Genomic DNA, 548 nt, shown 5'->3' with positions numbered 1-548 from the left:
GAGAGCAGGAAGTCTAACTCGTGGAATTGCTCGGCCGCCCGTCGACGCATGTCGAAAGTGCGGTTGTAGCCGCGCACCGCATCGGTTCCGCTGACCGAGGCGCCACCCTCGGCCCATTGGTAGATGTAGGGCAGGACCTTGGCCTGGCGCTCGCGCGGCAGGTTCTCCAGCTCGGCCCACAGGCGTGCGCGCCAGAACTTGTCGAGGCCGTCGAGCAGCTCGCGGTCGAGGATCGGTTGCACTTCGACTATCTCCGCGCCGGCGTTGGCGAAGCGCCGGGCGACCGCCTCGACGGCGGCGCGGACTTCCGCGTCCGGCTGCAGGCCGCATCCCGGATCGAGCTGCAGGCCGATACGCAGGCCCTGTACGTCCAGTTCCTCGATGTGCCAGTCCAGGTCCGCTGGCGGAAGCGACGTGGCGTCGCGCCAATCCGGGCGGGCGAGATGCTTCATCATCAGCGCCGCGTCATCCAGGTTGCGCGTCATCGGCCCGGCGCAGCGGCCGGTGTAGTACGGGTCGATGGGAATGCGCCCGAAGCTCGGCTTGAA

The 548-nt window shown here is 68.2% G+C and carries 1 protein-coding gene; it reads right to left on the bottom strand.

Going from position 1 to position 548, the window contains the following annotated elements; genetic code table 11:
• Nucleotides 1–548, bottom strand: a 548-nt coding sequence (locus ACCC94_RS30025; protein WP_413353215.1) for an amidase family protein, incomplete at both ends; no start/stop codon positions are given.

Source organism: Pseudomonas sp. Pseusp97 (genome assembly GCF_047304025.1).
Taxonomy (GTDB): Bacteria; Pseudomonadota; Gammaproteobacteria; order Pseudomonadales; family Pseudomonadaceae; genus Pseudomonas.
The sequence above is the reverse complement of the archived record's forward strand: the minus strand, read 5'-3'. Positions and strand labels throughout refer to the sequence as shown.